Annotated in this window: 14 protein-coding genes; 2 read left to right on the top strand and 12 right to left on the bottom strand. The window is 66.0% G+C overall.

Translation table 11 applies throughout. The features are described from left to right. Window positions 1-68: 68 nt before the first annotated feature. From edd to NDB2M1_RS11625, 10 genes are all read right to left on the bottom strand, one after another. Window positions 69-1,889, bottom strand: a complete 1,821-nt coding sequence (gene edd, locus NDB2M1_RS11670) for a phosphogluconate dehydratase (RefSeq protein WP_072382474.1) — start codon at window positions 1,887-1,889, stop codon at window positions 69-71. Then, window positions 1,889-2,500 carry a 6-phosphogluconolactonase gene (locus NDB2M1_RS11665; protein ID WP_072382472.1) on the bottom strand — a complete coding sequence of 204 codons (612 nt, stop codon included), beginning with the start codon at window positions 2,498-2,500 and terminating at the stop codon, window positions 1,889-1,891. Before NDB2M1_RS11665 ends, edd begins: the two co-directional genes overlap by 1 nt. Then, window positions 2,493-3,941 carry a glucose-6-phosphate dehydrogenase gene (gene zwf / locus NDB2M1_RS11660; protein ID WP_072382471.1) on the bottom strand — a complete coding sequence of 483 codons (1,449 nt, stop codon included), beginning with the start codon at window positions 3,939-3,941 and terminating at the stop codon, window positions 2,493-2,495. The genes NDB2M1_RS11665 and zwf overlap by 8 nt, the downstream gene beginning before the upstream one ends. 122 nt (window positions 3,942-4,063) lie before the next feature. Continuing rightward, on the bottom strand, window positions 4,064-4,972 hold the full coding sequence (locus tag NDB2M1_RS11655) for an alpha/beta hydrolase (RefSeq protein WP_072382663.1): 909 nt from the start codon (window positions 4,970-4,972) through the stop codon (window positions 4,064-4,066). After that, window positions 4,972-6,486: a tryptophan halogenase family protein gene (locus NDB2M1_RS11650; protein ID WP_072382469.1), complete on the bottom strand. Its 1,515-nt coding sequence runs from the start codon at window positions 6,484-6,486 to the stop codon at window positions 4,972-4,974. Before NDB2M1_RS11650 ends, NDB2M1_RS11655 begins: the two co-directional genes overlap by 1 nt. A gap of 4 nt (window positions 6,487-6,490) precedes the next feature. Continuing rightward, window positions 6,491-8,548, bottom strand: a complete 2,058-nt coding sequence (locus NDB2M1_RS11645) for a glycoside hydrolase family 97 protein (protein WP_143146732.1) — start codon at window positions 8,546-8,548, stop codon at window positions 6,491-6,493. 17 nt (window positions 8,549-8,565) lie between these two features. After that, the gene (locus NDB2M1_RS11640) at window positions 8,566-10,194 is read right to left on the bottom strand and encodes an alpha-amylase family glycosyl hydrolase (RefSeq protein ID WP_072382468.1); all 1,629 of its coding nucleotides are present in this window, start codon (window positions 10,192-10,194) and stop codon (window positions 8,566-8,568) included. Further along, a complete protein-coding gene (locus NDB2M1_RS11635; RefSeq protein ID WP_083554817.1) occupies window positions 10,191-12,011 on the bottom strand; it encodes an alpha-amylase family glycosyl hydrolase in 1,821 nt (606 codons plus the stop codon). Before NDB2M1_RS11635 ends, NDB2M1_RS11640 begins: the two co-directional genes overlap by 4 nt. A gap of 23 nt (window positions 12,012-12,034) precedes the next feature. Next, complete coding sequence (locus tag NDB2M1_RS11630; protein WP_072382464.1) at window positions 12,035-13,585, bottom strand: tryptophan halogenase family protein; 1,551 nt, start codon at window positions 13,583-13,585, stop codon at window positions 12,035-12,037. Between the two features lie 193 nt (window positions 13,586-13,778). Then, entirely contained in the window at window positions 13,779-16,577 is a 2,799-nt protein-coding gene (locus NDB2M1_RS11625; protein ID WP_072382463.1) for a TonB-dependent receptor, read from the bottom strand. A gap of 310 nt (window positions 16,578-16,887) precedes the next feature. Here NDB2M1_RS11625 and NDB2M1_RS11620 point away from each other — a divergent pair, with 310 nt between their 5' ends. After that, window positions 16,888-17,922, top strand: coding sequence for a LacI family DNA-binding transcriptional regulator (locus NDB2M1_RS11620; protein ID WP_072382461.1), 1,035 nt, complete (start codon window positions 16,888-16,890; stop codon window positions 17,920-17,922). Window positions 17,923-18,063: 141 nt separating this feature from the next. Then, window positions 18,064-19,536, top strand: a complete 1,473-nt coding sequence (locus NDB2M1_RS11615; RefSeq protein WP_072382459.1) for an MFS transporter — start codon at window positions 18,064-18,066, stop codon at window positions 19,534-19,536. On the opposite strand, the gene NDB2M1_RS11610 is transcribed toward NDB2M1_RS11615, so the two are convergent. Both NDB2M1_RS11610 and NDB2M1_RS11605 read right to left on the bottom strand, forming a co-directional pair. Further along, window positions 19,533-20,369, bottom strand: coding sequence for an SDR family NAD(P)-dependent oxidoreductase (locus NDB2M1_RS11610; RefSeq protein ID WP_072382457.1), 837 nt, complete (start codon window positions 20,367-20,369; stop codon window positions 19,533-19,535). The genes NDB2M1_RS11615 and NDB2M1_RS11610 overlap by 4 nt on opposite strands. A 22-nt stretch (window positions 20,370-20,391) precedes the next feature. Next, entirely contained in the window at window positions 20,392-21,027 is a 636-nt protein-coding gene (locus NDB2M1_RS11605; RefSeq protein WP_072382455.1) for a hypothetical protein, read from the bottom strand. Between the last annotated feature and the right edge of the window lie 12 nt (window positions 21,028-21,039).

Raw genomic sequence — 21,039 nt, 5'->3', positions numbered from 1 at the left:
CGAAGGGTGCTGGCACATCGGCCGTGCATGATCCTTCGACAAGCTCAGCATGAGCGGTTTGGGGAGATTTACAACCCGCCGACCGCCAGCATGGCCGAACCGCCGCGCTCGGCCGGATCGGCGAAGTGGCGCATGATCGCGAAGAGTTCGCGGCCCACGCCGATGGCCTCTTCCGGAGCCTCGGCAGGCGTGCGCGCGGCCCACTCCGCCGCATCGACCAGCGCGGCCAGCTCGCCCGTCTCGGCGCAGACGCGGACCAGATCGCCGTCCCTCAGCAGCGCCAGCGCGCCGCCCTTCTTGGCTTCGGGCGAGACGTGGATCGCCGCCGGGACCTTGCCCGAGGCGCCCGACATGCGGCCATCGGTGACGAGCGCGACGCGGAACCCCCGGTCCTGCAGCACGCCGAGCGAGGGCGTCAGCTTGTGCAGTTCGGGCATGCCGTTGGCCGCCGGACCCTGGAAGCGCACGACAACGACGACATCGCGCTCGAGCTCGCCTGCCTTGAACGCCCCCAGCACATCGTTCTGGTCCGAGAACACGCGGCACGGCGCCTCGATCGTCCAGCGCGAACGATCGACCGCGCTGACCTTGATAGTGCCGCGCCCGAGATTGCCCTGCAGCAGGCGCAGACCGCCTTCGTTCTGGAAAGGCTCCGCCACCGGGCGCAGCATCGCCGGGTTGAGGCTTTCGCGCGGCGCCGGATCCCAGCGCAGCGCCTCGCCATCGAGCACCGGTTGCTGCGCCCCTTCGAGCAGCGAGGTGCCGTAGACGGTGAGGATATCGCCATGAGCCAGCCCCGCCTCGACCAGTTCGCGGATGACGAAGGGCATGCCGCCCGCGTCGGCGAAGCCGTTCACGTCACCCGAACCGTTGGGATAGATGCTGGCGATCAGCGGCACGGCGCGGCTGAGCTCGTCCATGTCGTCCCAATCGATCTGCACGCCCGCCGCGCGCGCGATGGCGGGGAGATGGATCACGTGGTTTGTCGAACCGCCCGTCGCGAGCAGGCCGACCACGGCATTGACGATGGCCTTCTCATCGACGCAGTGGCCGAGCGGGCGGTAGTCGTCGCCATCCCAGGTGATCTGCGACACGCGGTGGACCGCCGCGCGGGTCAGTTCCTGGCGCAGCTTGGTGCCGGGCTGGATGAAGCTGGCGCCGGGCATGTGGAGGCCCATCATTTCCATCATCATCTGGTTGGAATTGGCGGTGCCATAGAAGGTGCAAGTGCCGGCGCTGTGATAGCTCGCGCTTTCGCTTTCCAGAAGCTCGTCGCGGCCCACCTTGCCTTCGGCATAGAGCTGGCGGATGCGCTGCTTTTCCTTGTTGGCGAGGCCGGTCGCCATCTGTCCGGCGGGCACGAGGATCGTCGGCAGGTGGCCGAAGCGCAAGCTGCCGATGAGGAGGCCCGGCACGATCTTGTCGCAGATGCCGAGCAGCAGCGCGGCTTCATACATGCCGTGGCTGAGGCCCACCGCCGCGCCCATCGCGATGTTGTCGCGGCTGAACAGGGAGAGCTCCATCGAGGCCTGCCCTTGCGTCACCCCGTCGCACATCGCGGGGACACCGCCCGCGACTTGCGCCGTCGCGCCGACTTCGCGGGCGAAGACCTTGATCTGCTCGGGGTAGCGGCCATAGGGCTGGTGCGCCGAGAGCATGTCGTTGTAGGCGGTGATGATCCCGATATTGGTGCTCTTGCCGGTACGCAGCGCGATCTTGTCCTCGCCCGCCGCCGCGAAGCCATGGGCCAGATTTCCGCAGGAGAGCACGTCGCGGTTCACCCCGGCATCGCGGGCGCGGGCGATGAGATCGAGATAGGCGGCGCGCGTCCGGGCGCTGCGGGCGATGATGCGGTCCGTGACCTTGGCGACGACGGGATTGAGGGCCATTATTCGCTCCAGTAGATCGTGACGGGCGGCCCGTAGCCGCGCAGGATGTCCGAAACCGGATAGGCATCGGAACCGGCCAGAACGCGCTCGACCAGCGCTTTCTTCGAGGGGCCGGTGATGACGAGGATAATCTCGCGCGTCGCCTTGAGTGCCCGCTTGTTGAGCGAAAGCCGGTCGAACGGTGCCTCGGGCGGGAGCGGGATCGGGGTGGTGGCGATCACGCTCGGCCCGGGACGGATCAGCGCCTGCATGTGCGGGAACAGCGAGGCGATATGGCCATCCTCGCCCATGCCCAGCCAGACGAGATCGAACGGGGCGACATCCATGCCTTCCTCGAGACGCTCGAACGCGGCGCCGCAATCGCCGAGCGCCGCATGGAGCTTGCCGAAGTTGCTCGCCGGGTGATCGTCGGGCACGCGGCGGTCGTCGGTCAGCGCGATGGTCACCTCGGACCAGTCCAGCCCCTTGCCCGCGAGCAGCGCAAAGACGCGCGGCGGCGTCGAACCGCCGGTAAAGGCGAGGCGCTTGGGCCCGGGGCGCGCGACGATGCGGGTGATATGCGCGGCGACCGCCGCCAGATCGCCAGGTTCGGCCCAGGTAACGTCAGTCATTCCAGCTTCTCCCGTCGCGCTCGGTCAGCGCAATGCCCGCGTTAGGACCCCAGCTGCCGGCGGCATAGGGCTTCACTTCCATCCCCGTATCGGCCCAGACCCGGCGGATCGCATCGACCCAGGTCCACTGCGCCTCGACCTCGTCGCGGCGGACGAACAGGGTCTGCTCGCCCTCGATCAGATCGAGCAGCAGGCGCTCGTAGGCGATGCGGCGGCGGGCCTTGGCGAAGGCGGTGGTGAGCGAGAGATCGAGGTTGACCTCGCGCAGCACCACGCCGCCGCGATCGAGCCCCGGTTCCTTGGCCATGACCTGCAGGCGCACGTATTCCTCGGGCTGCAGGCGGATGACGAGGCGGTTGGCCGCCAGCTTGCCGCCGCGCTGCGAGAAGATGTTGTGCGGCACGCCCTTGAACTGGACGACGATCTCGCTGCGCCGCTCGGCGAGCCGCTTGCCGTGGCGGAGGTAGAACGGCACGCCCTGCCAGCGCCAGTTGTCGACATGCGCCTTGATCGCGACGTAGGTCTCGGTGTCCGAGAGCGCGCCCAGATCGTCGAGATAGCCGGCGACCGCGCTGCCGCCGACCGCGCCGGTGCGATACTGGCCGCGCACCATTTCCTCGGCCTTCACCGGGCGCAGCGCGCGCAGGACCTTGACCTTCTCGTCGCGGATCGAGGTCGCGTCGAAATCGAGCGGCGGCTCCATCGCGGTCAGCGCGACAAGCTGGAGCATGTGGTTCTGCACCATGTCGCGCAGGGCCCCGGTGTCGTCGTAGAAGCCCTTGCGGCCTTCGAGGCCCACCGTCTCGCTCACGGTGATCTGCACGTGATCGATCCCTGCGCTGTTCCACAAGGGCTCGAACATCATGTTGGCAAAGCGCAGCGCGAGGAGGTTCTGGACCGTTTCCTTGCCGAGATAGTGGTCGATGCGGAAGATCTGGCGCTCGCTGAAGCCTGCCGCCACCGCGTCGTTGATGCGGCGGCTGGAGGCGAGATCGTTGCCCAGCGGCTTTTCAAGACCGATCCGCACGCCTTCGTGCGCGAGGCCGGCAAGACGCAGGCCTTCGATAGTCGGCTCGAACAGCGCGGGCGCGGTCGAGAGGAAGATCGAGAGACCGCACGAGGTGTCGCCGAGCTTCTTCGCGAGACCGGCAAAGCCTTCGGGCTTCGAGGCATCGAGCGTCTGGTACTCGAGCCGCTCGAGGAAGCTGGCGAGCTTGGTATCGTCCTTGCGGTCCGCGGGGAGGAACTCGTCAAGCGCGGCGCGGGCCATCGCGCGGAACTCTGCATCGTCGTGGACCGAACGCGCGGTGCCGACGATGCGCAAGGTGGGATCGATCAGGCCATCCTCATGCAAGGCATAGAGCGAAGGCAGCAGCATGCGCCGCGAAAGATCACCGGTCGCGCCGAACAGAAGCAGGGCGGAACAGCTGGTGGCGGCCATGGGCGGCATACTCCTCATCCGGGCTTCTTCATGCAAGGCCCGAGAGTTCCCCTAGACCTGATTGCGAAGGGGTTCAGCACGCATAAGTATGCGAGTTGGCAGGCACTTGCCAACCTTGCTGCTCAGCGCCGCAGAAGCCAGGCGAAGATTTCAGGAAGGCGCGCGGCCCAGGCGTTTTCCTCGTGCTCGGCGCCGGGATAGACCCGGCTCTCGAAATCGCTGCCGCGTTGCCAGCCCAGCTTGGCGAACTCGGCGTCGATCGGCTCCTGATAGGGCGCGTAGAACGCATCGAGCGTGCCGGTGCCGTGGTCCATCCAGATCCGCCGCCCGGCAGGCGCACCCAGGGTCCGGTCGAAAAAGCCGGTCCAGACGGCCAGCGTCTCTGGGTTGAAGCCCTTGACGGTATCGGGGCCGATGGCCGGCCAGTGCGAGCTGATGCACGCGCCCTGGCCATAGACGTCGGGCCGCGCGGCAATCGCATAGCAGCTCATCAATCCGCCCATGCTCGAGCCGGCAATGGCGGTATCGGCACGCCCCGGACGTGTGCGGAAGGAAGCGTCGACCCAGGTCTTGAGCGGTCCGGCCAGCCACGCCAGATAGGCGTCCGAGATCACCGGCCCATCCGCCATTTCGTCCATCTTGGCCTTGAGCGCCGGCGGTGCGGTATCATAGGCCGGGCGCGGCAGATACTGGCGGAAGCGGTCCTTGCCCGGCGCCCACACGCCGACGATGATGCGCGGCTCGATCCCCTGCTCTGCCGCGACCTTGAGCATGGCCTTGTCCGCCGCCCAGATCTTGTTGAAGTTGCTGTTCTTCAGCTCGAACAGGTTGTGCCCGTCGTGCATGTAGAGCACCGGGTAGCGCTTGCCGGATGTCTCGTAACCCGGCGGCAGCCAGATCGTGAGGCGCTGCGGCGGCAGGCCTGCGGCTTCCACCCTTTCGTATTCGATCAGCCGCCCGCCATCCTCCGCACGTGCCGGGGCAGACAGCAGGACCATCAAGGCGACCAGCACCCGGAAAAAACGCCGCATCATGCCTCCTCGAGCTGCGCCAGCAAGTCGTCGTGCGCCGGGAAGTTCAGCGCACAGCCCGCGATGAAACGATCGATCTTCGCCATGTCCGCCAGCGGCAGGTCGGGCTCGGGCGGCTGCAGGCGGGCAGCTTCGGGAAACTGGCCATACCCCGCCAGCAGGCAATGCCAGGAAAGCGGCGCGTAGTACCGGTCGATCCCGAGACGGGCGACTTCCGCATCAAGCTCGCCGCCCCGGAACCAATAGGTCATCACCGCCTTGAGATTGTCCGAGAGCACGTCATGCTCGGCATTCGCCCGCCAGTAATCGCCATCGCGCCGGTTCATGCGGTAATGGCAGACGATGTAATCGCGAATGCCTTCATAGCGCGCATGGATCGCCGCGTTGAACTGGTCGCGATGCGCTGGGCCGAAGCCATCCGCCAGCAGCGCCTCGATCCAGCCCGAAAGCGTGGCATGGACAATATGCAGCGCGGTCGCCTCCAGCGGCTCGATGAAGCCCTGTGCCAACCCGATGGCGAGACAATTCGCGACCCACGAACGGCGCACCTGCCCCACCCGCATCGAGAGATGGCGCGCCTCGACATCCGCATCGAGCAGGCCGAGATGGCGGCGCAGCTCGGTCTCGGCGGCGTCGGCACTGATGAAATCGCTGGAATAGACGTAGCCGTTGCCGGTCCGGCCGGTCAGCGGGATGCGCCAGGCCCATCCGCAGGACAGCGCGGTCGAGACGGTCTCGCACGAGGTTGCACCTTCGTCCCGCGCACCGGGCAACGCGACGGCGGCATTGTTGAACAGGTTCCCGGCAAAGCTTTCGAATGGCTCGCCAAGCGCTTCGCCGATCAGGCTGGCGCGAAATCCCGAGGCATCAATGAAGAAATCGCCGGCGATCTCCTCTTCGCCGCCATCGAGCACGAGCGCCGCAATCGCACCCCCAGCATCGCGCCGCACGCCGGCAACCCGCCGCGGGACATGCCGGACGCCGAGCTTCGTTGTCGCATGCGCGGCGAGGAACTGGCCGACCAGCGTGGCATCGAAATGGTAGCCATAGCCCAGATCGAACGGGAAGTTTTCGCCCGGAACCGGGCCGAGCCGCGCCTCGGCGAGGCGTGCGCCGAGGAAGAAGCGGTCAGGATGGGCCGCCACGTCGCGCCCGGTGCGGCGGGCGCGGGTGTGAAAATAGAAGGTCGGCGCGGTATGCCCATCGAGCGCGGACTGGAAGGGGTGGAAGTAGCTCTCGAACCCCGGCGCATCGGACCAGCCTGCAAAGCGGATGCCGGTCTTGTAGGTGGCATGGCAGGCGGGCATCCATTCGCGCTCGGCGATGCCGAGTTCATCGAAGAAGACCTTGAGCTGCGGGGTGGAGCCCTCACCCACCCCGATGATGCCGATTTCCGGGCTCTCGACCAGCGTGACCGATATCGGATGATCCCGGCAGCGGTGCGCAATCAGCGCGGCCGCCATCCATCCGGCAGTGCCGCCGCCAAGGATGACGAAACGCCGCGCTGCCGTCATGCGCCTACTTGCCCGGATGAAGCCGGATCGCAGCGCCGCCGCCGGGCGCGAGCCAGAGCGGCAGCTTGTCGCCCTTCTTCACCGTGAGCGTGGCATAGGCGATGCGGTGGCGGGCGTCGGTTTCGTAAGTCGCGCCCTCCCCGTCCTTCCAGACCGTGGCGGTATAGGTCTTCCCCGGATCGAGAAAGTCCATCGCCAGCGTCACATCGCGCGCCGCATGGCCGTTCACGCCGCCGACGTACCAGTCCTGGCTGCCCCGGTCCTTGCGCGCGAAGATCGCGAAATCGCCCACTTCGCCCGCGATCAGGTGGCTTTCCGACCAGTCCGCGGGGACTTGCCGGATGAATTCCAGCTCCTTCGGATGCGCGGCAAGGCTCTCGATGAAATCCGAGGCCATCTGGATCGGCGAATAGAGCGCGAGGTAGAGCCCGAGCTGCTTCGCCAGCGTGGACGCCAGCGGCACGTGGTTCGCGCCTTCAAGGCTCAGGATTCCGGGCGTGTAGTCCATGGGGCCGGACAGCATCCGGGTATAGACGAGCGTCGGTTCATGGTCCGGCCCGTTGGCGAACTGGCCCCATGCGTTGTATTCCATGCCGCGCGCGCCTTCGCGGTCGATCCAGTTGGGATAAGTCCGGCGAAGACCGGTATCCTTGACCGGTTCGTGCGCGTTGATGGCGATCCTGTACTTCGCGGCCGTCTCGACCACCTTGAGGTGATGCTCCACCTGACGCTGGCCGTCATGGTACTCCATGCGGGTCTCGCCGCGCTTGTCGCCAGGTGCGATGATCCCGCCGGCATCGGCCACGTAACCGGTCTTCACCGCATGCATGCCAAGCGACTGGTAGAGCTTCATCGCGTCTTCCAGCTGCGCTTCGTAATTGGCGATGTTGCCGCCGGTCTCGTTGTGGCCGATCAGCTGGACCTTCTGCTTCGCGGCATAGGCCGTCACGGCCTTGAGATCGAAGTCGGGGGTCGGCGCGGTGAAGCTGAAATCCTGCCCGTGGCCGAACCAGTCGCCGTTCCAGCCCTTGTCCCAGCCTTCGACCAGTACGCCGCCGAAGCCGTTCTTCGCGGCGAAATCGATGTACTGCTTGGTGCGCTCAGTGGTGGCCCCATGGCGCGGGCCCTCGGCCCAGGTCCAGTCACCGCGGATCATGCCCCACCAGATGCCGATGTACTTCATCGGCTTGAACCAGCTGACGTCGCCGATCTTGTTGGGTTCGTTGAGGTTGAGCTCGAGGTCGTTCTCGACCAGCCCCGCCGCATTGTCAGCCACGCGGACCGTGCGCCACGGCGTATTGAACGGCAGGTCGCGGATCACCCTCGCCCCGCGCGACGACGGCGCCAGCGTCGAGCGGAAAAGCTGCCCGTCGGCGCGCTTGAACCACATGCCGGAATAGCCGACCAGCGCGGCCTCGTGAAACGCAAGGTGCGTGCCGTCATCGAGGCGCATGGTGATCGGTGTGTGCGCGGTGGAAACAGCGTCGATCGGCGTCTTCTGGTAGACCTGCTCGTAGCGGTTCCATTCGCCGCCCGGAATCCACCAGGCCGTACCCGGCTGTGCGACGCTGAACTCGGTCCACTCGTCGGCGATCTTCATCGTCTTCATCGCCGGCTGCTCGGGCAGCTCGTAGCGGAAACCGAAGCCGTTATCGAACAGCCGGAAGCGCACGTTCATGCGGCGGGCGCCATAGTCGGCATTCTGTTCGAGCCGGACGAGCAGCTCGTTGTGGTGATCGCGCACGAAGCGGCGCTCGCCCCACGGCTGCTCCCAGGTGCTGTCCGCGCTGGCCGTCTCGGAGCCGGTGATGCGGAACCCGCGCACCATGGCGAGGCCGTCGGTCAGCGTGAAGCCCAGCTTGGAGGCGCCGATCAGCAGCTTGCCCTTGCGCGAGAGCGAGTAGGTCGCGCGGCCATCGTTGTCGGTGGTGACGGTGAGAACCAGCGAGCCATCCGGCGACGCTGCGGTGACGAGAGGACGCTGCGGCGGTGTCTGCGCCTGCACGGACGCAGGCAACAAGGCGGCGGCGACCAGTGCGCCGAGCATGGCCGTGCGGGACATTTGCAACATGATCGGGATCATTCCTCGATGAGCAGGGCGCCGAATGGCGGAAGCGTGCCGGGTGCGGCACCATTGACGGCGGACAGCACGCGGCCGGCAGGCGACGCGGCAGCCGGCCATGGCGCGGCGAAATGGCCGATGTTGAACACGGCGGTGACGCGCGAACCTGCCGCGCTGCGGCGGATGGCCAGAACATCACCGGCCGCGTGCAGGACCGTGAAATCCCCTGCCCGCAGCGCCGCATTCTCCTTGCGCAGCGCCAGCAGCGCGCGCGTCAGGTTGAGCAGCGAAGCCGGGTCGGCGTCCTGCAGATCGACCGCACGGGCGTGGTTGTCCGCGCCCAGCGGCAGCCACGGCTGGCCGGTGGTGAAGCCGCCCTGCTCGCTCTGCGCCTGCCACGGCAGCGGCGTGCGCGCGCCATCGCGCGAAAGCGTGAGCGGCCAGTTGGCAATCGCTTCGGGATCCTGGATCTGCTCGAACGGGATCTCGACTTGCGTGAGGCCTAGTTCCTCGCCCTGATAGACGATGATATTGCCGCGCAGCGATGCGAGCAGCATCGCCTTCATCCGCGCAAACGCCGGGACATCCTCCGGCGAGCACCAGCGCGACAGCGCGCGCGGCGCATCGTGGTTCTCGAACGCCCAGCTCGGCCAGCCCATCCCCGGCACATCGGGCCACTTGGCCTGGGTATCCGCCACCAGCTGCGGCGTCAGGCGGTCGGCATAGAGGAAATCGAAGCCGTAGGCGCTGTTGAGGCGGTCATCCCCCGCGGTGAATTCCTTCATCTCGGTCTCGGCCAGATCGCCGCCGACTTCAGCCACTGTGAACACCGCGCCATAGCGGTCGCACAGCGCACGCACGCGCTCGATGAAGCCGACAATGCCCGGGTGCGACTGGTTGTAGATCTTGAGCTGGTAGTCGAACGGCCGAGTCCTGCGGCGCCCGTCATAGGGCGCAGGCGGATTGTTGCGCAGCGCCGGGTCGTGCATCAGGAAGTTGAGCGCATCGATGCGGAAGCCGTCGACACCGCGGTCCAGCCAGAACTTCATCACGCCGAGCAGCGCGTCCTGAACCGCCGGGTTATGCGCATTGATCTGCGGCTGGCTGCTCAGGAAATTGTGCAGGTAATACTGGCAGCGGCGCGCGTCCCACGTCCACGCCGGGCCGCCGAAGACGGACTGCCAGTTGCTGGGGGGTGAGCCGTCTTTCTGCGGATCGGCCCAGACGTACCAGTCGGCGCGCGGGTTGTCGCGGCTCTGCCGGCTTTCCTCGAACCACGGATGCTGATCCGAGGTATGGGCATAGACCTGATCGATGGTGACCTTGAGGCCCAGTTCATGCGCGCGCTCGACCATGCGATCGAAATCGGCGAGCGTGCCGAAAATCGGATCGACGTCGCAGTAATCGGCCACGTCATAGCCGAAATCGCGCATCGGCGAGGTGAAGAACGGCGAGACCCAGATCGCATCGACACCCAGCGCCGCCACGTGATCAAGCCGCGCGGTGATGCCGGGGAGATCGCCTATGCCGTCGCCGTTCGCATCGCAGAAGCTGCGCGGATAGATCTGATAGATCGCCGCGCCGCGCCACCACGGCAATTCTTGCGCGGCAGGAGCAGGGTGGGCTTTGGCGTTCGCTTTGGTCATCTGGTAGTCTGGGTCCCTGGGGAGGAAGGGAGAAGGCGGCACACCGCGCTGCCGAACGCGGGGAGATCGAGCGTGACGCTGCCCGGCGCGGAAACGCGCGCCGGACACGCGCCGAACAGCGTTTCGAGCGTTTCGGTTGATGTGCCGACCACGGTGGCGGCTTGGATCGGCGCATTGGAGGTGTTGAACGCGATCAGATATTCCGCGCCGGTCGCGGGATCGAAGCGCGAAACGCTGAACAGGCCCGGCTTCTCCGCATACCCGCGCACGATCTGCCGCCCGCGCGCCAAGGCAGGATGGGCCGTGCGCAAGGCGGCAAGCGCGCGGATCATGCGGTAGAACGGGTGCGCCGGATCGAAGTGATCAGCGGCCGCCGGGCGCGCCGCATCGAGCAGCGGATTGTCGAGGTAGCTCGCCGTGCGCGACGGGAACATGTCCTCGCGCGCGTCGGTGTCGTTGCCGTCGCCGACGAAGCCCTGTTCATCGCCGTAGTAGATCACCGGCGAGCCGCGCAGCGTGAGCAGCATGACATGGGCAAGGCGCACGCGCGCTTCGAGTTCGGCCTGGCCGATCCCCGGCATATCGTGGCGGATCAGCGAGGAAAACCGCCCCATGTCGTGGTTGCCGAGGAAGGTCGGCATCGCCAGCGCAGCCTGTTCGCCGCCTTCGTAGAGCACGTCGCCGTCGAACAGTTCGGCCAGCACGTTCGTGCCCTTGCCCTGCGCCAGAACCGCGCGGACCGAGCCCTCGAAGGCGAAATCGAGCACTGCCGGATAACCGTCGCGCCGGGTGTACTGGGCAATGTAGCCGTTCCCCGGCTCCTCGCGCGCGACTTCGCCGAAGATCGTGAAGTTGGGGATGCCCCTCGCCTTGGCCGCTTCAAGCATGGGCGGGATGAACGCCTGCCAGAAGCCGGGATCGACATGCCGCGCGGTGTCGATCCGATAGCCGTCGATGCCGAAATCCTCGATCCATTGCCGGTAGATAGCAATCATGCCCTCGCGGACGCGGGGATGTTCGGTGAACAGATCATCCAGACCGACGAAATCACCGAAACGGCTGCTCTCGCCGGTAAAGGTGGTGTTGCCGCGGTTGTGATAGAACGCCGGGTCATTGAGCCACTCGGGCACCTTCACATGGCTCTCGTCCGCAGGAACGAAGGGCGTGTAGGCGAAGGCGGGATCGGTCAGCCTGGCGAAGTTGTCGGCGGTTGAATCCTCGTCGCCCGCAAAACCCGGATTGATCGCTGTGCCCGCGGTGCCGCCCTTGCGGGAGTAGGGATAGTCGGCGCGGCTGCGATAGGGAAAGCCGCCGTCCGCCGCGCGCTCGCGGTACTGGATCACATCCGCCGTGTGATTGGCGATGATGTCCATGTAGACCTTCAGCCCGCGGGCATGGGCGGCATCGACCAGCGCCTTGAAGTCCGCGTTCGTGCCGAAATGGGGATCGACGCGGGTGAAATCGGTGATCCAGTAGCCGTGATACCCGGCGCTTTCCTGCCCGGGCGCGCCTTGCACCGGCTTGTTCTTGAACACCGGGCCGACCCAGACCGCCGTCGCGCCCAGCCCCTTGATGTAGTCGAGCCGCTGGATCAGGCCCTTGAGATCGCCGCCGTGGTAGAAACCCTTGGCGGCAGGATCGAACCCGGTCTTGAGCCAATCCCCCTTGAGCCCGCCGCGATCATTGGCCGGATCGCCGTTTTCGAACCGGTCCGGCAGCAGGAAATAGATGAGCTCACCCGCCGCGGGGCGCGCGCGCACCGCATCGAACGACACCTGCGCATGGACCGGCGCGCTTGCAGCCGCCAGCGCAGCCATCACGGCAAGGCGGGCCCGGCGCTTCACGCCGCAGCACCCATCTTGAGCGGCGGGGCGGCGCAGTGGCGCGCGATAAACTCGGCATGGCCCGGATAGCGCTCGACTTCGCGGCGATAGAGCCCGTTCAGCGTCTCGAGATAGCCCTTGAGATCGGCCTCGCTGATCGTTTCCGCCAGCGCGTGGCTGCGCTCCGGGACAATCCCCTGCCCGGCCATGACCTGAAACCAGCCCACTTCGCTGAACAGCTCGTCGCCATGCCGGAAGATATGGCCGTTCGCGCGGAACAGCTCGATCCGCTCGGCCAGACTGTCCGGCAGCGCCATGTTGCGCATGGCCTGCCAGAACGGATCGAGCCGCTGGTTCACGTGATAGTGCAACACGATGAAATCGCGGATGCGCTCCATCTCGAAGGTGAATTGCCGGTTGTATTCATCGCGCGCGGCCTGCGTCTGGTCCTTGCCGGGCAGGAACTTGAGAATGCGCGAGATCGCGGACTGGATCAGGTGAATGCTGGTCGATTCCAGCGGCTCGAGGAATCCGCTCGAAAGCCCCACCGCGATCACGTTGCCCCGCCACGCCTCGGCACGGCGGCCGGTGGTGAAGCGGATGGGCCTGGGATCGGCGAGCGCGGGCGCGTCGAGATGCGCAAGGAGGCTTTCCGCCGCCGCCTCATCCGAAGTGAACGTGCTGCAATAGACCCGGCCATTGCCGGTGCGGTGCTGCAGCGGAATGCGCCACTGCCAGCCTGCGTCATGCGCGGTCGCGCGGGTATAGGGAGTGAAATCCTCGACCCGGCCGCTCGGCACCGCCAGCGCGCGGTCGCAGGGGAGCCAGTTCGTCCAGTCGATATAGCCGCTGCCCATGGCGCCGCCGATCAGCAGGCCGCGAAAACCTGTGCAGTCGATGAACAGATCGCCGGCGATTTCCTCGCCGGAGGTCAGCACCAGCTGCGTGATATCACCGCTGAGCGGATCGTGCCGGATTTCGGCAATCTTGCCTTCACGGCGCGTCACTCCCCGGCTTTCCGCGAACTGGCGCAAGAAGGCGGCATAGAGCCCCGCATCGAAGTGGAACGCGTGCGGCATCTCGGGAACATTGCGGCTGGTCAGCGGTGCCCCGCGATGCATGCGGCCGGCATGTGCGGCCACATCATTGATCGCATAATCGCCATGCGGCCCGGCAAGGCCGAGACGGCGCGCACGCGACCAGTAATGATGGAACGCGCAGAGCCCGACATCGCGGCCGACATCGCCGAAGGCATGCATGTAGCGCTCGCCGGGAGCGCCCCAGCCCACGAACTCGATCGCCAGCTTGAAGGTGGCCTGCGTGGCGCGGATGAACGCGTCCTCGTCGATCCCCAGCGCCTGGTTGAACATGCGGATCTGGGGGATCGTCGCCTCGCCGACGCCGACGGTGCCGATCTCCTCGGATTCGACAAGCGTGACGGTGAAGCCGGTATCGAGGAAATGGCCCAAGGCGGATGCAGCCATCCAGCCAGCGGTCCCGCCACCAGCCACGACGATGCGCACGGGGCCAGGGGTGCTGGCGCTACCGCTGGTCTCAGTGCTGCTCATCGCAGGCTCCTCGCGTGAGGGTAGAAAGGGGACGCCGGGCGGCCAGGGCCGAACGTGGCAGGCGCGGCGGTTCGGGCGCGGCTGACCGACCCGCGATCAGCCTGCCAGTGCTTGGTAGGGGTATCAGGCATCGGGCGAAGGTACCGGGCGGATGGTCTTGCAGCAAGCCATCCGCCCGAACCCCGCATAGGTATTAGAACTTGTAGCTCACGCTGACATAGTACTCGCGGCCGTAGCGCTGATAGTCGATCACCTGGCGCACGTCGTCGTTCTGATAGGTGATGAACGGACGATCGGTAAGGTTGCGCGCCTGGAACAGGACCGAGAGGCCTTCGAGCGTCGTACCGGGCTGGAAGTCATACCCGATCTGGGCGTCGAGGATGCCTTCCGCCTTCGCCGTGCGGTAGGTCGGGTTGGCCGACAGACCCGCGACTTCGGCGAGGAACTTCGAGCGGTAGCGATACGAAGCACGCGCCTGGATGCCGTGCTTTTCGTAGTAGATCGAAGCGTTCGCCACCCAGTCCGAAAGGCCCGGCAACGTGATCGGGTTGCTGTTGTCGCCGAGACGGATCGTGCTGTCGGTATAGGATCCGCTGCCATAGAAGCCGAAGCCGTCAAGCGAAGGCGTGAGCAGCGAGAAGGGCAGCGAAACGGTGAGTTCCGCACCCTTGAGCGAGCCGCGACCGTCGTTGAGCGGCTGCGAAACCACGCCGACCGTCGTCGCAAGCTGGTTGCGGATCGCGGCGGGCAACGAGGCCGCCACGGCGGCAAAGTCGAACGGCAGGTTGCGCTGCGGGTTCACGAAATCCGTAAGCCGCTTGTAGTAACCGGCCAGCGACACATAGCCGCCCTTCGGGAAGTAGTGTTCGACCGAGAGGTCCACGTTCGCGGAACGATACGGCCGCAGCTGCGCATTGCCGCCGGTCGACTGGAAGAACGGCCGGGTCGGATCGCTCGAGCCGATGTTCTGGAAGTTGAAGTTCAGTTCCTGGTTCACGCGCTCCTGATCGAGGCGCGGACGAACCATGCTGAGCGACGCGGCCAACTTCACATAAGTCGAGTTGGCGACTTCCAGCGCAAAGTTGGCGCTGGGCAGGATGCGCCAGAACTTGTCACCACCGGTTGCGGGAACCACCAGCACATCGCCGGTCGCCGAGTCAAAGCGCGAGATCGAACCCCTCGAGCTCTGGTCGGTATAGACCGCCTGCACACCGATCGAGCCGGTCAGCTTCTTGCCGGCGACATCGCCGTCAAGCTTGATCATGCCGTAGGCGGTCCACACCTTTTCCGTGACGGTGTTGTCACGCACCAGCGAGACCGGGCGGTTGTCGAAGACCGATGCAAGCGAGTTGTTGACGAGGTAGATCGGATCGAGCGCGAGCATCTGCGGCACGCCGAGGTAGGCAAGCGGCACGGTGCCGATGACGGCCTGGTCCGGGATCGGCGCGAACTGCGGCGTACCGCTGTCCACCGAGCAGTTGCTGCCGGCGCCCTTGGGGCACAGGAAGAACGAGGTGAACGCCGAGACCTTCTTGCGGCGGCTGTAGTTGCCGCCGATCTGCCAGCCCGAGAGCACACCCGCATCGTCGATCTTGCCTTCGAGGTCGGCGCGCAGCGAGATGAGGTCGTCCTTGAACTTCGGACGGTTGAGGAAGCCCGCCTGAACCACGGCACGCGTACCGTTGTAACCCCAGCCACGCGGATCGGTGATGCCGAAGATGTTGCGGTCGGTGTAATCGAGCGTCGGCACGATATTGAAGGTGCCGTTGGGATTGGCCGAAATGCGCAGCGTGTCCGACGGGCCGGTCGCACCGTAGCCGGTGCCGGTGTAGGTCTCGAGCAGGTCGTCGGTGCGCTTGGCGAGGCTGTAGGCCGCGTCGACCGTCAGGTTCAGCTTGTCGTTCAGCTTGATCTGGTTGTTCCAGCCCACCGAGAAGTTGTCGGCATCACGGAAGTTGCGGTCGTTGCGCTGGACGGCATGAACACCCGTGACGGTCGCGTTCGTGACGAAGCCGCCATTGACCGTGTAGCCGGGCTGCACGGTTGCGCCCGAACCCCAGGCCGGGGCGATCGGGAATTCGATGCCGCGCAGCAGCTGGGTTTCCTTGAACTTCGCGTAGAGCACGTCGAGGGTCGAGTGGAAGTTGTCGCTCGGCTGGTACTCGAGGGTCGCCACCGCGCCGTAGCGCTGCAGCTTGTTCGACTGGACGTAGGGCTTGGCGCCGCCGAGGAACAGGTTGCCGCCCGCGCTGCCTTCGTTCGGGAAGCCCCAGGCATTGTAGCGCTCGATCTGCGTCGGCGCGCTCGTCGCCGAAACGCCGATGGCGATGCCGAAGGTGTCATTGGCGAACTTGTCGACATAGGTCGCCGTGGCGCGATAGCCATAGCGGGTGCCATCGGGGTTGAGCTTCTGCTGCTCGTTCAGCTGGCCGCGCAGCTGCAGCGCAATGATACGGTCCTTCTGCGCCAGCGGGCGCAGCATGCGCAGGTCGACCGTACCGGCGATACCGGCAGCAACCAACGACGGGGTCGGGGCCTTGTAGACGACGACGTTCTTGAAGAATTCGGCCGGGTACTGGTCGTACTCCACGCCGCGGTTGTCACCCACGGTGACTTGCTCGCGGCCGTTCAGCAGGGTGGTGCCGAAGTCCGGGCCAAGGCCGCGGATCGAGAGGCGCTGGTCGCGGCCTTCAAGGCGCTGCGAGGTGACGCCGGGCAGGCGGGCCAGCGAGTCCGCGATCGACACGTCGGGCAGCTTGCCGATGTCTTCGGACGACAGCGCTTCGACGATCGTCGGCGCAACGCGCTTGATCGAGGCCGAGGCGTTCAGCGAGGCGCGGTAGCCGGTGACGACGATGGCGCCATCGTCGGCGGCGGGTGCTTCGGCCGAAGCCTGCGGCGCGGCTTCCTGCGCGAAGGCAGGTGCAGCAAGAGCAGCAGCGGTCAGCGCGATCGCCGAACTGCCAAATGCAAAAAGGGTGTGCTTAGCCATGGAAATCAGATCTCCCCCATGCGGCCGGATCGTGGCCTCGACGTTGTCGGAACACGGTTTTTCCGGGTTCAGTACGGGGTGCTGGGTAGAACCGGCGTTGATGGATACGAATATGGCATACGTATACCATCGGGATTCCGCGGGCTTAGCGCCTTGAAGTGACACCGAATTGCCACGGTCGAAGCTCCGAAAATCGATGCAAACAGCTGAGTCCTTGGGGGCAATTGCGTCCATGCATTTTCATGCGTAGGTTACGCCGCTAGCTGATCGTTGGGAAAAACCACGGCGGCGCGGGAGGAGGTTGCAAGCGATGGGCCGCAGGCCGTCCAACAAGCCGACCAGTTTCGACATCGCCTATCTGGCGGGCGTTTCGCAGCCGACCGTGAGCCGTGCCCTGCGCGGCAGCAAGTCGGTCAGCCTCGCCACGCGCCAGAAGATCGAGGCGATCGCCCGCCAGCTCGGCTACACCGTCGACAAGAACGCCTCGTCCTTGCGCTCGCAGCGTTCGAATACGCTGGCGCTGCTGTTCTTCGAGGATCCGACGCCGGACGAATCCGGCATCAATCCGTTCTTCCTCGCGATGCTCGGTTCGATCACCCGGCATTGTGCGGCGCGCGGGCTGGATCTGCTGATCTCGTTCCAGCGGCTCGATGACGACTGGCACAAGCGCTACCAGGACAGCCACCGGGCCGACGGGCTGATCCTGCTCGGCTACGGCGACTATACACTCTACGAAAGCCGCCTGCGACAATTGGTGCGCAGCGGCGCGCATTTCGTGCGCTGGGGCGCGGTGGAGCCCGATACGATCGGCGCGACGGTAGGCTCGGACAATTTCGGCGCGGGACGGCTGGCCGGCGAGCATCTGCTGGCGCGCGGACGGCGGAAAATCGCGTTTCTGGGCCAGGCGGACAGCCACTATCCCGAGTTCAAGAACCGCTACGAAGGCCTTGTCCGCGCGGTCGAGACGGCGGGGCTGACGCATGATCCGGAACTGGTGGTGCCTGCCATTTCCTCCGAGGAACTGGGCTATCAGGCTGCGAAGAAGCTGCTCGCCGGCGGCAAACCGTTCGATGCGATCTTTGCTGCAAGCGACCTCATCGCCATCGGCGCCATGCGCGCACTGGGAGAAGCGGGCCTCAGCATTCCGGGCGATGTCGCGGTGGTCGGTTTTGACGATATTCCGGCCGCCAGCCTGACCTCGCCGCCGCTGACGACGGTGATGCAGGACATGCGCCACGCCGGGGTCGCGCTGGTCGAAACGGTCATGGCGCAGGTCGAGGACAAGCCCCGCCCCTCGCCCTTCCTGCCCACGCGGCTGGTCGTGCGCGGCAGCACCGGCGGGTGATCCTGCGCAGCATATTTATGCGCAGCAAATGGATGACATTCGTATGCATTGCTGCCCGCGCTGCGATGCTGGCCTAGGGTTGGCCCGAGAAAACAAGGCAAAGGCCTGCGCTTTGCAGCGCATGGGGGAGCTGAAAACCGCGTGACAACCCGCCCAAAACCGCAGCAGTCCTTCTGGGGACTGTGGAACGTGAGCTTCGGCTTCTTCGGCATCCAGCTCGCGTTCGGGCTGCAGAACGCCAATGTCAGCCGGATTTTCCAGTCGCTCGGCAGCAGTGTCGACAATCTCGCCTTCCTCTGGATCGCCGGGCCGGTGACAGGCCTCATCGTGCAGCCGCTGATCGGGCATTACTCCGACCGGACCTGGGGCCGGTTCGGGCGGCGGCGGCCTTATTTTGTTGCAGGTGCCGTGCTTTCCGCGCTCGCACTGCTGGGCCTGCCCCAAGCCGGAGTCCTGCTGCTCGCCGCGGGATTCCTCTGGCTGCTCGATGCCTCGCTCAATGTCGCGATGGAGCCGTTCCGTGCCTTTGTCGGCGACATGACGCCGGACGACCAGCGCGCGCAGGGCTTTGCGCTGCAGACCTGGTTCATCGGCGCGGGTGCGGTGATCGGCAGCGTGCTGCCGGCGGTTTTCGCGCACCTCGGCATTGCCAATACAGCGCCCGAAGGCGTGGTGCCGGATTCAGTCCGGCTCAGCTTCTTTATCGGGGCGGCGGCGATGGTGCTGGCCGTGGCGTGGACAGCCTTTACCGTGCGCGAATACAGCCCCGAGGAAATGGCGGCATTCGGCGGCGAGAGCCATGCTGCGCCCGGATCGCAGCCGCTCGTTTATTCTTCGCGCGGACCGCTTTGGCTTGCGCTCGGTGCAATGCTGCTCGCGGTCGTCGGCGAATTGGAACTCGACAAGCAGCTCTATGTGCTGGGCGGCGGGCTCGTGGCGTTCGGTCTTGCCCAGATCGTGCTGCGCGCGCTGCAGGCCAAGGGCGCGCTGGCCGAGATCATGAGCGACCTGGCGCAGATGCCCGCGCAGATGCGGCAGCTGGCGGTGGCGCAGTTCTTCACTTGGACCGCGCTGTTCATCCTGTGGATCTACACGACGCCGGTGGTGACCAAATATGCTTTCGGCGCGACGGATACGACCGGTGCGGCCTACAATGCCGGGGCCGACTGGGTGGGCGTGATGTTTGCCTTCTACAACGGCGTTGCTGCACTGGCCGCGTTCCTGCTGCCGGTGCTGGCGAAGCGGATCGGCAATGCGCGCACGCATGCGCTCTGCCTTCTCGGCGGCGGTGTGGGGTTCCTGCTGCTGCTCGTGCTGCGCGACCAGTGGTCGCTCCTGCTGCCGATGATCTTCGTCGGGGTGGCCTGGGCTTCGATCCTCGCCATGCCCTATGTGATCCTCACCCGCGTGCTGCCGCCGCACAAGTTCGGCATCTACATCGGCGTGTTCAACGTGTTCATCGTCGTCCCGCAGCTGATGGTCGCAACGATCATGGGCGGGGTGATCCGCAGCTTCTTCCCCACCGATCCCAAGTGGACCATGCTGGTCGGCGCTGTCGTCATGGCAGCCGCAGCATTTGCCATGCTGCGCGTGCGGGAGGACAAGCCCGCCTAGTACTGGAAGGCGGCTTCGGGCACGGCGCTCATCAAAAGCTCATGGCGCTCGCGCATCTTGTCGCGGAATTCGCCGTGGGTCATGATGTAGAGCCGGTTGGCGAGAATGCCGTCCGCGACAATTTCGCCGACCACTTCGGGATCCATCCAGTCGTCACCCGGCGGACGGTCGAGCAAGGTCGCCTCGCTCAGCGTGAAGCCACTGCCCTGCCGCAAGTGGGCCGGGCGATTGAGCGCCGCCTCGTGGATATTCGAGCGCACGAAGGCCGGGCACAGGACGGACATACCGATGCCCTTGCCCGCCAGTTCCTCGCGCATGTTCTCGGACAGGTTGAGCACGGCGGCCTTGCCGGCCGCATAGATCGCGAAGTTGGCCGGCATGCGCACCGCCGCTGCCAACGACGAGACGTTGACGACATGCCCGCCCCGGCCATGCGCGATCATGCGCGGCAGGAAGCTCTGCAAGCCGTTGATCACCCCGCCGAGATTGACGCCGAGACCGTAGTCCCAATCGGCATAGCCTGCTTCGAGTACCGGGCCTTCGACGCCTACCCCGGCATTGTTGACGAGTACGTCCACCCCGCCGAGTTCGATATCCATGCGCTCTGCCACGGCGGCGAAGGCGGCGCGGTCCGTGACGTCGAGCTGAAGCGCCGCGACGCTGCTGGCGAACCCGGCCTCCCGGACTTCGCGCAGCGCGCGGTCGATATGGTCGGTTCTGAGGTCCGCGATCACCACGAAAGCGCCGCGCTTGGCGAGGGCCTTGACCACACCGAAGCCGATCCCGCTGGCCCCGCCGGTGACGAAGGCGCGCTTGTCGTGGAAGGTGCGCATTGCGAAAAAGCCTCCCCTCGCCTCAGCCCCGATAGATCCAGTAGCGCGGCCCGAAGCGCGCCTCGAGCTGGGCAAGCTTCGCCTTGTGGATGGCCTGGATCGCGGCAGGCGTTGTCGCTTCGTCGGGCGAGACTTCCTCCAGTTTCACGCTGGTTGGGTCTTCATAGAGGTGTTCGCCGGCAAGCCGCGCCTTGTCGTCATAGGGCCAGATGAAGGCCTGCCGACTGGAGACGTGGTAGAGCGCGTCCGCCTTGGGCGCGTCATAGCCCATGGCGGCAAGGTCGGCGCCCTTGGCGAGCTGGTGGAAGGTGATCTCGTCGCAGATGCCCCAGTCGTTCACGGCGAGGCGGTCGTCCGAATGCCACAGCACGGCCTGCCCGACGCTGTTGTAGAATCCCTTCACGCCGTCCTTGCCTTCGATCACGGCTGGGTTGGCGCCCCAGGTCACGCGGTAGACGGGGTGGTCCACCATCATGTCGCTGGCGGTAATATCGTCATAGAGCCCGGCGCCTTCGAGGTGCACATGGCGCCAGAAATTGAGCAGGATCGCGCGGTGCAGCGGGTTCTTGGTTGCGTTGTAGAGCGCCTCGGTCGGGTTCATGCATTCGAATACCGCGCGCTCGATGGCGTTGGTCGGGATCGTGGTGACGAGGTTCATCGGGTTGTCCTC

The sequence above is a fragment of the Novosphingobium sp. NDB2Meth1 genome (genome assembly GCF_900117425.1).
GTDB lineage: Bacteria > Pseudomonadota > Alphaproteobacteria > Sphingomonadales > Sphingomonadaceae > Novosphingobium.
The sequence above is the reverse complement of the archived record's forward strand: the minus strand, read 5'-3'. Positions and strand labels throughout refer to the sequence as shown.

Excerpts from the sequence above, each read along its gene's own strand:
- NDB2M1_RS11650 (WP_072382469.1), bottom strand. The coding sequence starts at position 6,486 with ATGACGGCAGCGCGGCGTTTCGTCATCCTTGGCGGCGGCACTGCCGGA.
- NDB2M1_RS11640 (WP_072382468.1), bottom strand. The coding sequence starts at position 10,194 with ATGACCAAAGCGAACGCCAAAGCCCACCCTGCTCCTGCCGCGCAAGAA.
- NDB2M1_RS11665 (WP_072382472.1), bottom strand. The coding sequence starts at position 2,500 with ATGACTGACGTTACCTGGGCCGAACCTGGCGATCTGGCGGCGGTCGCC.
- NDB2M1_RS11645 (WP_143146732.1), bottom strand. The coding sequence starts at position 8,548 with ATGTCCCGCACGGCCATGCTCGGCGCACTGGTCGCCGCCGCCTTGTTG.
- NDB2M1_RS11605 (WP_072382455.1), bottom strand. The coding sequence starts at position 21,027 with ATGAACCTCGTCACCACGATCCCGACCAACGCCATCGAGCGCGCGGTA.
- NDB2M1_RS11620 (WP_072382461.1), top strand. The coding sequence starts at position 16,888 with ATGGGCCGCAGGCCGTCCAACAAGCCGACCAGTTTCGACATCGCCTAT.
- NDB2M1_RS11655 (WP_072382663.1), bottom strand. The coding sequence starts at position 4,972 with ATGCGGCGTTTTTTCCGGGTGCTGGTCGCCTTGATGGTCCTGCTGTCT.
- NDB2M1_RS11625 (WP_072382463.1), bottom strand. The coding sequence starts at position 16,577 with ATGGCTAAGCACACCCTTTTTGCATTTGGCAGTTCGGCGATCGCGCTG.
- NDB2M1_RS11635 (WP_083554817.1), bottom strand. The coding sequence starts at position 12,011 with ATGGCTGCGCTGGCGGCTGCAAGCGCGCCGGTCCATGCGCAGGTGTCG.
- NDB2M1_RS11630 (WP_072382464.1), bottom strand. The coding sequence starts at position 13,585 with ATGAGCAGCACTGAGACCAGCGGTAGCGCCAGCACCCCTGGCCCCGTG.
- edd (WP_072382474.1), bottom strand. The coding sequence starts at position 1,889 with ATGGCCCTCAATCCCGTCGTCGCCAAGGTCACGGACCGCATCATCGCC.
- NDB2M1_RS11610 (WP_072382457.1), bottom strand. The coding sequence starts at position 20,369 with ATGCGCACCTTCCACGACAAGCGCGCCTTCGTCACCGGCGGGGCCAGC.
- zwf (WP_072382471.1), bottom strand. The coding sequence starts at position 3,941 with ATGGCCGCCACCAGCTGTTCCGCCCTGCTTCTGTTCGGCGCGACCGGT.